Raw genomic sequence first — 6031 nt, 5'->3', positions numbered from 1 at the left:
AGCGGCGGCGCCTCGACGTGGCCCTCGGCATCGTCGGGCGCCCCGAACTCCTCTTCCTCGACGAGCCGACCACCGGCTTCGACCCGCAGGCACGGCACGAGTTCCATCTCCTGGTCGAACGGCTGGCCCGCGAGGAGGGCGTCACCGTCCTGCTCACCACCCACGACCTGGCCGAGGCGGAACGGCTCGCCGACCGCATCGCGATGCTCGTCGGCGGCCGGGTCCGTGCCGGCGGCACCCCCGCCGAACTCGCCCGGCGCGCCGCCGCCCGGGCCGAGGTCCGCTGGACGGACCGGGACGGAACGCCGCGCCGCGAGCGCACCGCCGACCCCTCGCGGCTGGTGTGGGAACTCCACCGGGACGCGCCCGGGCCGATCCCCGGTCTCGAAGTCCGCCGCCCCACCCTGGAGGACACCTACCTCCACATGGTGCACGCGGCGGACCGGACGGACCGGACGGACCGGACGGACCGGGAGGGCGACGGCGACCACGGCACCACGGGCGAGCCGGAGCACGGCGACGGGAACGAGAGCGAGAGCGCGGAGGTGCGGAACGCATGACAGCGACGGACGGAACCGGCACCGCCCGCCCGGCCGGCGGCACGGACGGGCCCACCCCTCAGGACGGCGGCCCCCGGCCGCCGCACCGCCCCGTACGCCGCTACTGGCGGGCCGGCCTGCTGCGCGGGCGCATCGAACTCGGCCAGCTGCTGCGCAACCCCAAGGAGATGTCGGGACACCTCGCCAACGTGGCCGTCGCCGTGCTGCTCGCCTCCTGGCTCAGCGGCGACGTCCCCGACACCGAGACCCCGATGGCGCACCTGGTCCTCGCGGGCTTCGCCGCCTACCTGCTGTTCCAGATCGGGCTGCTCAACCTGCCGCAGATGCTCGTCACCGAACGCGAGGAAGGCACCCTGCTGCGGCTGCGCGCCACGCCAGGCGGCATCCCGGCGTACCTCATCGCCAAGTCGGTGCTGATCCTCGCGGCGGCGGTCGGCACCCTGGTCCTGGTGCTGGCCGGCACGGCCCTGCTCGCGGACGGGCCACTGCCGAGGAACCCGGCCGGGTGGCTGACGCTGCTGTGGGTGACGACGCTGGGGCTGCTCGCCGTCGTCCCGCTGGGCGCGGCCCTGGGCGCCGTGCTGCCGAACCCGCGTGAGGCGCTGGCGCTGATCGTGCTGCCCGTGATGGCGCTGCTGTTCACCTCGGGCGCGGTCTTCCCGATCACCTCGCTGCCGGGGCCGGTGCAGCAGGTGGCGTCGGTGTTCCCGCTCAAGTGGATGGCGCAGGGCCTGCGGGCGGCGCTGCTGCCGGACGCCGCGCGGATCGCGGAGCCGGGCGGGTCCTGGGAACTGCCCATGGTGGCCCTGGTGCTGACGGCGTGGGCGGTCGCCGGGTTCCTCCTGGCCATCCCGCTGCTCCGCCGCGCGGCCCGCCGCGAGTCCGGCTCCCGCCTCCGCGCGCGCCACCACAAGGCCGCGATGAACGGCGCGTTCCCCGGGTAGCCCCGGGCGGAACGGGCGCGCGGTGGGCCCGGCCCTCCCCGGGGAGGACCGGGCCCACCGGCTCACCGGCGCGCACACGTCCGGGGCCGGCCCCGGGCGGGTGGACCCGGAGCCCCGCGCCGGGCGGTCGGCGGCCGCGTGGCGCCGCCGCCGGTGGGGGCGCGGGCCGTCACGCTGGGGCGCACGGGGTGACGTACGGGAGCGGGGCGTCCCCCGCCCGGCCGGGAGATCGCGGGGCGGCGAGGGGTTTCACCGGCGCGGACCTGCGCACTCGGGGGGCGACAGCCCGTGCGCACGGGCAGCCGCTACCCCTCCGTACGCAAAGGAAGGCACCATGACCGCCGTCATCCCCCCGCCCGTCACCCCCTACCTGGAACCCGCCGCCCGGGAGCTGGCGGAGGCGACCGACCCGCATCCCCGCATCTACGAGGTCCCGCCGGAGCGCGGACGCGAGATCCTGCTCGGGCTCCAGAGTGGCGAGGACGTGCCCCGGCCCGAGGTGGACGAGGAGTGGGTGACCGTGGACGCCGGTGAGTGGGGCCGGGTCCGCACCCGCATCATCAGGCCCCGGGGCGTCACGGGGCCGCTGCCCGTCGTCTTCTACATCCACGGCGCCGGCTGGGTCTTCGGGGACGACAAGACGCACGACCGCCTCTTCCGGGAGCTGACCGTCGGCGCCGGGGCGGCCGGGGTGTTCCCCGTGTACGACCGCGCGCCGGAGGCGAAGTACCCGACCCAGGTGGAGCAGAACTACGCGGTGGGCCGCTGGCTGGCCGAGCACGGCGACGAGCACGGTCTGGACGTCAGCCGGGTCGCGGTGACGGGGGAGTCGGTCGGCGGCTGCATGGCGACGGTCTTCGCGCTCATGAACAAGGAGCGCGGCGGCCTGGACATCGCGGCGCAGGTCCTTCTCTACCCGGTGACCGACGCGGACTTCGACACCCCCTCCTACCTCCAGTTCGCGGAGGGCTACTACCTCACCCGGGACGGCATGAAGTGGTTCTGGGACCAGTACTCCGAGCCGTCCCAGCGCACCGAGGTGTTCGCCGCGCCGCTGCGGGCCGATGTCGACCGGCTGGAGGGCATGCCGAAGACGCTGCTCATCACCGATGAGGCGGACGTGCTGCGGGACGAGGGCGAGAAGTACGCGAACAAGCTGCGGGAGGCGGGCGTGGACGTGACCGCCGTCCGGGTCGCCGGGATGGTGCACGACTTCCTGCTGCTGGACAGCGTCCGCGACACGAAGGCCGCCAACGTCGCCCGGCATCTGGCCATCGACGCGCTGCGCTCGGCACTGCACGGCGACGACGCCTGAACCGGCTGCCGTCCGCCCGGGACGGTGGCACGCGCCGGTACGGAGCGGATCCGGCGCGGGTGCGGGCTCGCCGCGGGTGCGGGCTCGCCGTGGGTACGGGCGCGGGTGCGCGGCGGGGTCAGTCCTCGCCGTCCTTCCGGGCGGCGCCACCGGCCAGGGCGGCGAGCGCGATCACGGCGCCGGCCAGCGCGCCCGCCAGCCGGACGGCGCGGTCGGCGGCCTCCCCGCCGGTCAGCAGCGTCACCGCCACGAGGACGGCGGCCACCGTCCCGGCAGCCGCCGCCACCGCCCGGATCCGGCCCGGTATCCCCGCCATCACGCCCCCCGCGCCTCGTGACACTCCCCGTGTCCCTCACAGATACCCGCGCGCCCGCCCGCCAGTCCCGGCGCGCCGGGCGGGCGCGCCGGGCCCGCGCTCAGTCCACGTCCAGCACCGCCTTCCCCGGCACCTCGCCCGCCGCCAGGGCGGCGGCGGCCTGCGGGGTGCGGGACCAGGAGTCGCGCCGGCCGATCTGGGTGTCCAGGGCGCCGCGCGCCACCAGGGCGGCCAGCCAGGTCAGGTCGGCGGCCAGCCCGTCGGTGTCCTCCAGCAGGTAGTAGGTCTCGATGGACCGGCCGGTGCCCAGCGGGCCGAGGAGCGCCTCCTGGGGGAGCACCGCGTCCCCGTTGCCGGTGTGGCCCATCGCCACCAGCGTCCCGTGCCGGCCCAGCGTGCCGAACGCGGCCACCAGGTGGTCGCCGCCCACCGTGTCGATGACGCCGTGGACGGGCGCGTCCAGGTGGTCCCGGATGCCCGCCGCGCCGTACACCACCTCGTCGGCGCCCAGCGAGCGCAGCAGGGCCTCCTTGCCGGGGTCGGTGGTGGTGGCGATGACGTGGGCGCCCGCGCGGCGCGCCAGCTGCACCGTGAACCGGCCGACCCCGCCGCCCGCGCCCGTCACCAGCACCCGGCGGCCGAGGACCGGGCCGAGCCGGCGCAGGCCGCGCAGCGCGGAGCCCGCCGCCACCGGGAGGGTGCTGACGGCGCCCGGGTCGGCGTCGTCGGGGACGGTGCCGAGCAGCGCGGTGTCCACGGCGCGCAGCCGGGCCCAGGCGCCGTCCGGGGCGAGGCTCACCACCGGGGTCCCGGCGGCGGGGCCGGAGCCGTCGGCGGCGGGGCGTACCACCGTGCCCGCCGCGTCCCAGCCGGGGACGGTGCCGGGGGTGCCGTGGCGCAGGCCGTACACCACCTCGCCGTGGTTGAGGGAGTAGGCGGTGACCTCGATGAGCGCCTGGTGCGGCGCCGGCTCGGGGTCGGGGACGTCGTTCAGGGCGAGCAGGGAAGGGGCCTCGGGGTCGATGGTCCAGGCGTGCACGGTGGTCTCCTCGTCCTCCGGCAGGAAAGTGCCGGTTGCTGGCACCTGCTGGTAGCCAGCATATGACCTGTGCTCACCCAGTACACTTGCCCCGTGACCGAGACCGGCCTGACCCTGCGCGAGCGCAAGAAGCTCCGGACCCGGCGTGCCCTGGTGGAAGAGGCCCTGCGGCTGTTCAGCGAGCGGGGATTCGCCGAGACGACACTCGACGAGCTGGTCGACTCGGTCGAGGTCTCGCAGCGGACCTTCTTCCGCAACTTCTCGTCCAAGGAGGACGTCGCCCTCGCCCCCGAGCGCGAACTGTGGGCCGCCTACATCGCCGACATCGAGAGCCGCCCGGCCGACGGGCTCGTCCTGGCCGACTTCCAGGACATCCTGTTCGGCGCCGTGGCCGGTATGGCCGAGGGCTGGGAGCGGCGCTTCGTCGTCAGCCGCGCGCTGTGCGACCGCACCCCCGCGCTGGTGGCGCACAGCCTGAAGCACTGCGCCCAGGTCACCGACCGCGTGGTGGAGCGGCTCGCCCGGGGCGACCGGGAGCGGGAACTCCCCCTGCGACTGACGTTCGAGCTGATGCTGTCCGCGTGGCGCTGGGCGCTGAGACAGTGGTCGGCCGCGTACGAGGACGGCGCGGGCCCCGGACGCGAGGAGCTGTACGGGCGGATGCGCACCGCCTTCGCCACCATCCCCCGGGTGACCGAGTTGACGGTCTCTCAGGCCCGCGTCGGCCTGGCCGGGTGACAATCGGGACACAGAGTGCGGCACGCGGCCCCGGTGGGAACCTTCGCGCCCCTTTCCAGCGTTATGACGGGTGCACTAGCGTGCGGTCTTTGCGAACGCATTACCCTGATACGCAAGGCCGTGCCGTGCGGCCATGGAGGAGTGAGATGAGGAGCAGCAACCCGGTCTTCACGCGTCGGGGGTTCAGTCGGGACGGCGGCTACGCCGGCTTCAACGCCGGACCGCAGCCGCAGACCGGGACTCCGTACGCGGGCAGCCCGAGCAACCCCTACGCGCAGCCAGGCAACCCCTACGCGCAGCCCCAGGTAGGCCCCGACGGCAGTGTGATGGCGCCGGGCGCGCCGACCACCCGTCCGGGTGTGATGACGATCGACTCGGTCGTCTCGCGTACCGCCCTGACCCTCGGCTCGGTCATCGTCGCGGCGGCCGTCGCCTGGATCACCGACCTGCCCATCGGCGCCGGCATTCTCTTCGCCCTCGTCGGCATGGGGCTGGGTCTGTGGCAGTCCTTCAAGCGCGAGCCCTCGCCCGCGCTGATCCTGTCCTACGCGGTGGCCGAGGGTCTCTTCCTCGGCGTCATCAGCAACTACATCAACCAGTGGGCGCCCGGCGCCGCGATGCAGGCCGTGCTCGGCACGATGGCGGTCTTCGCCGGTGTGCTGTTCATGTACAAGCAGCGCATCATCCGGGTGAACGCCCGGTTCACCAAGTTCGTGATGGCCGCCGCGATCGGCTTCACGCTGCTCATGGCGGTCAACCTGATCGTCGCCCTGATCGGCGGCGGTGACGGTCTGGGTCTGCGCTCCGGCGGTCTCGGCATCCTGTTCGGTGTCGTCGGCATCGTGCTCGGCGCCTGCTTCCTGGCGCTCGACTTCAAGATGGTCGAGGACGGCATCGCCTACGGTGCCCCCGAGAAGGAGTCCTGGCTGGCCGCGTTCGGTCTGACCATGACCCTGGTGTGGATCTACCTGGAGTTCCTGCGGCTGATCGCCATCCTCCAGGGCGACTGAACCGGCGCCGGGTAACGGCTACACGACGGAGGGCCCCACGGGACGCGTGTCCTGTGGGGCCCTCGTCATGGGTGCCGGTGCCGGTGCCGGGTGCCGTGGGGCCGGAAGC

The 6031-nt window shown here is 74.5% G+C and carries 7 protein-coding genes; 5 read left to right on the top strand and 2 right to left on the bottom strand.

What is annotated here, in order from left to right:
• The 3 genes from ACFV5N_RS05815 to ACFV5N_RS05805 form a co-directional block, all read left to right on the top strand.
• Positions 1 to 560: AAA family ATPase (locus tag ACFV5N_RS05815; RefSeq protein WP_385594553.1), on the top strand; the 560-nt coding region annotated here is incomplete at its 5' end.
• On the top strand, positions 557 to 1504 hold the full coding sequence (locus ACFV5N_RS05810; protein WP_385594550.1) for an ABC transporter permease: 948 nt from the start codon (positions 557 to 559) through the stop codon (positions 1502 to 1504). The genes ACFV5N_RS05815 and ACFV5N_RS05810, both read left to right, overlap by 4 nt.
• 334 nt (positions 1505 to 1838) lie before the next feature.
• Positions 1839 to 2819 (top strand): alpha/beta hydrolase, encoded by a 981-nt coding sequence (locus tag ACFV5N_RS05805; protein ID WP_385594547.1) that lies wholly within the window; start codon positions 1839 to 1841, stop codon positions 2817 to 2819.
• 118 nt (positions 2820 to 2937) lie between these two features.
• Here the strand turns inward: ACFV5N_RS05805 and ACFV5N_RS05800 are convergent, their stop codons facing one another.
• A complete protein-coding gene (locus ACFV5N_RS05800) occupies positions 2938 to 3135 on the bottom strand; it encodes a hypothetical protein (RefSeq protein ID WP_385594544.1) in 198 nt (65 codons plus the stop codon).
• A gap of 100 nt (positions 3136 to 3235) precedes the next feature.
• A complete protein-coding gene (locus ACFV5N_RS05795) occupies positions 3236 to 4174 on the bottom strand; it encodes a zinc-binding dehydrogenase (protein ID WP_385594617.1) in 939 nt (312 codons plus the stop codon).
• Between the two features lie 93 nt (positions 4175 to 4267).
• Here ACFV5N_RS05795 and ACFV5N_RS05790 point away from each other — a divergent pair, with 93 nt between their 5' ends.
• Together ACFV5N_RS05790 and ACFV5N_RS05785 are read left to right on the top strand one after the other, a co-directional pair.
• Positions 4268 to 4912: a TetR/AcrR family transcriptional regulator gene (locus tag ACFV5N_RS05790; protein WP_385594541.1), complete on the top strand. Its 645-nt coding sequence runs from the start codon at positions 4268 to 4270 to the stop codon at positions 4910 to 4912.
• A gap of 146 nt (positions 4913 to 5058) precedes the next feature.
• Entirely contained in the window at positions 5059 to 5922 is an 864-nt protein-coding gene (locus ACFV5N_RS05785) for a Bax inhibitor-1/YccA family protein (RefSeq protein ID WP_385594538.1), read from the top strand.
• Positions 5923 to 6031: the final 109 nt, after the last annotated feature.

Source organism: Streptomyces sp. NPDC059853 (assembly GCF_042731495.1).
Lineage (GTDB): Bacteria > Actinomycetota > Actinomycetes > Streptomycetales > Streptomycetaceae > Streptomyces.
Note: the sequence above shows the minus strand (reverse complement) of the source record. Positions and strands in the feature narration are given on the sequence as shown.

What these genes read in the sequence shown, in the direction of transcription:
- ACFV5N_RS05810 (WP_385594550.1), top strand. Translation starts at nt 557, where the DNA reads ATGACAGCGACGGACGGAACCGGCACCGCCCGCCCGGCCGGCGGCACG.
- ACFV5N_RS05805 (WP_385594547.1), top strand. Translation starts at nt 1,839, where the DNA reads ATGACCGCCGTCATCCCCCCGCCCGTCACCCCCTACCTGGAACCCGCC.
- ACFV5N_RS05800 (WP_385594544.1), bottom strand. Translation starts at nt 3,135, where the DNA reads ATGGCGGGGATACCGGGCCGGATCCGGGCGGTGGCGGCGGCTGCCGGG.
- ACFV5N_RS05785 (WP_385594538.1), top strand. Translation starts at nt 5,059, where the DNA reads ATGAGGAGCAGCAACCCGGTCTTCACGCGTCGGGGGTTCAGTCGGGAC.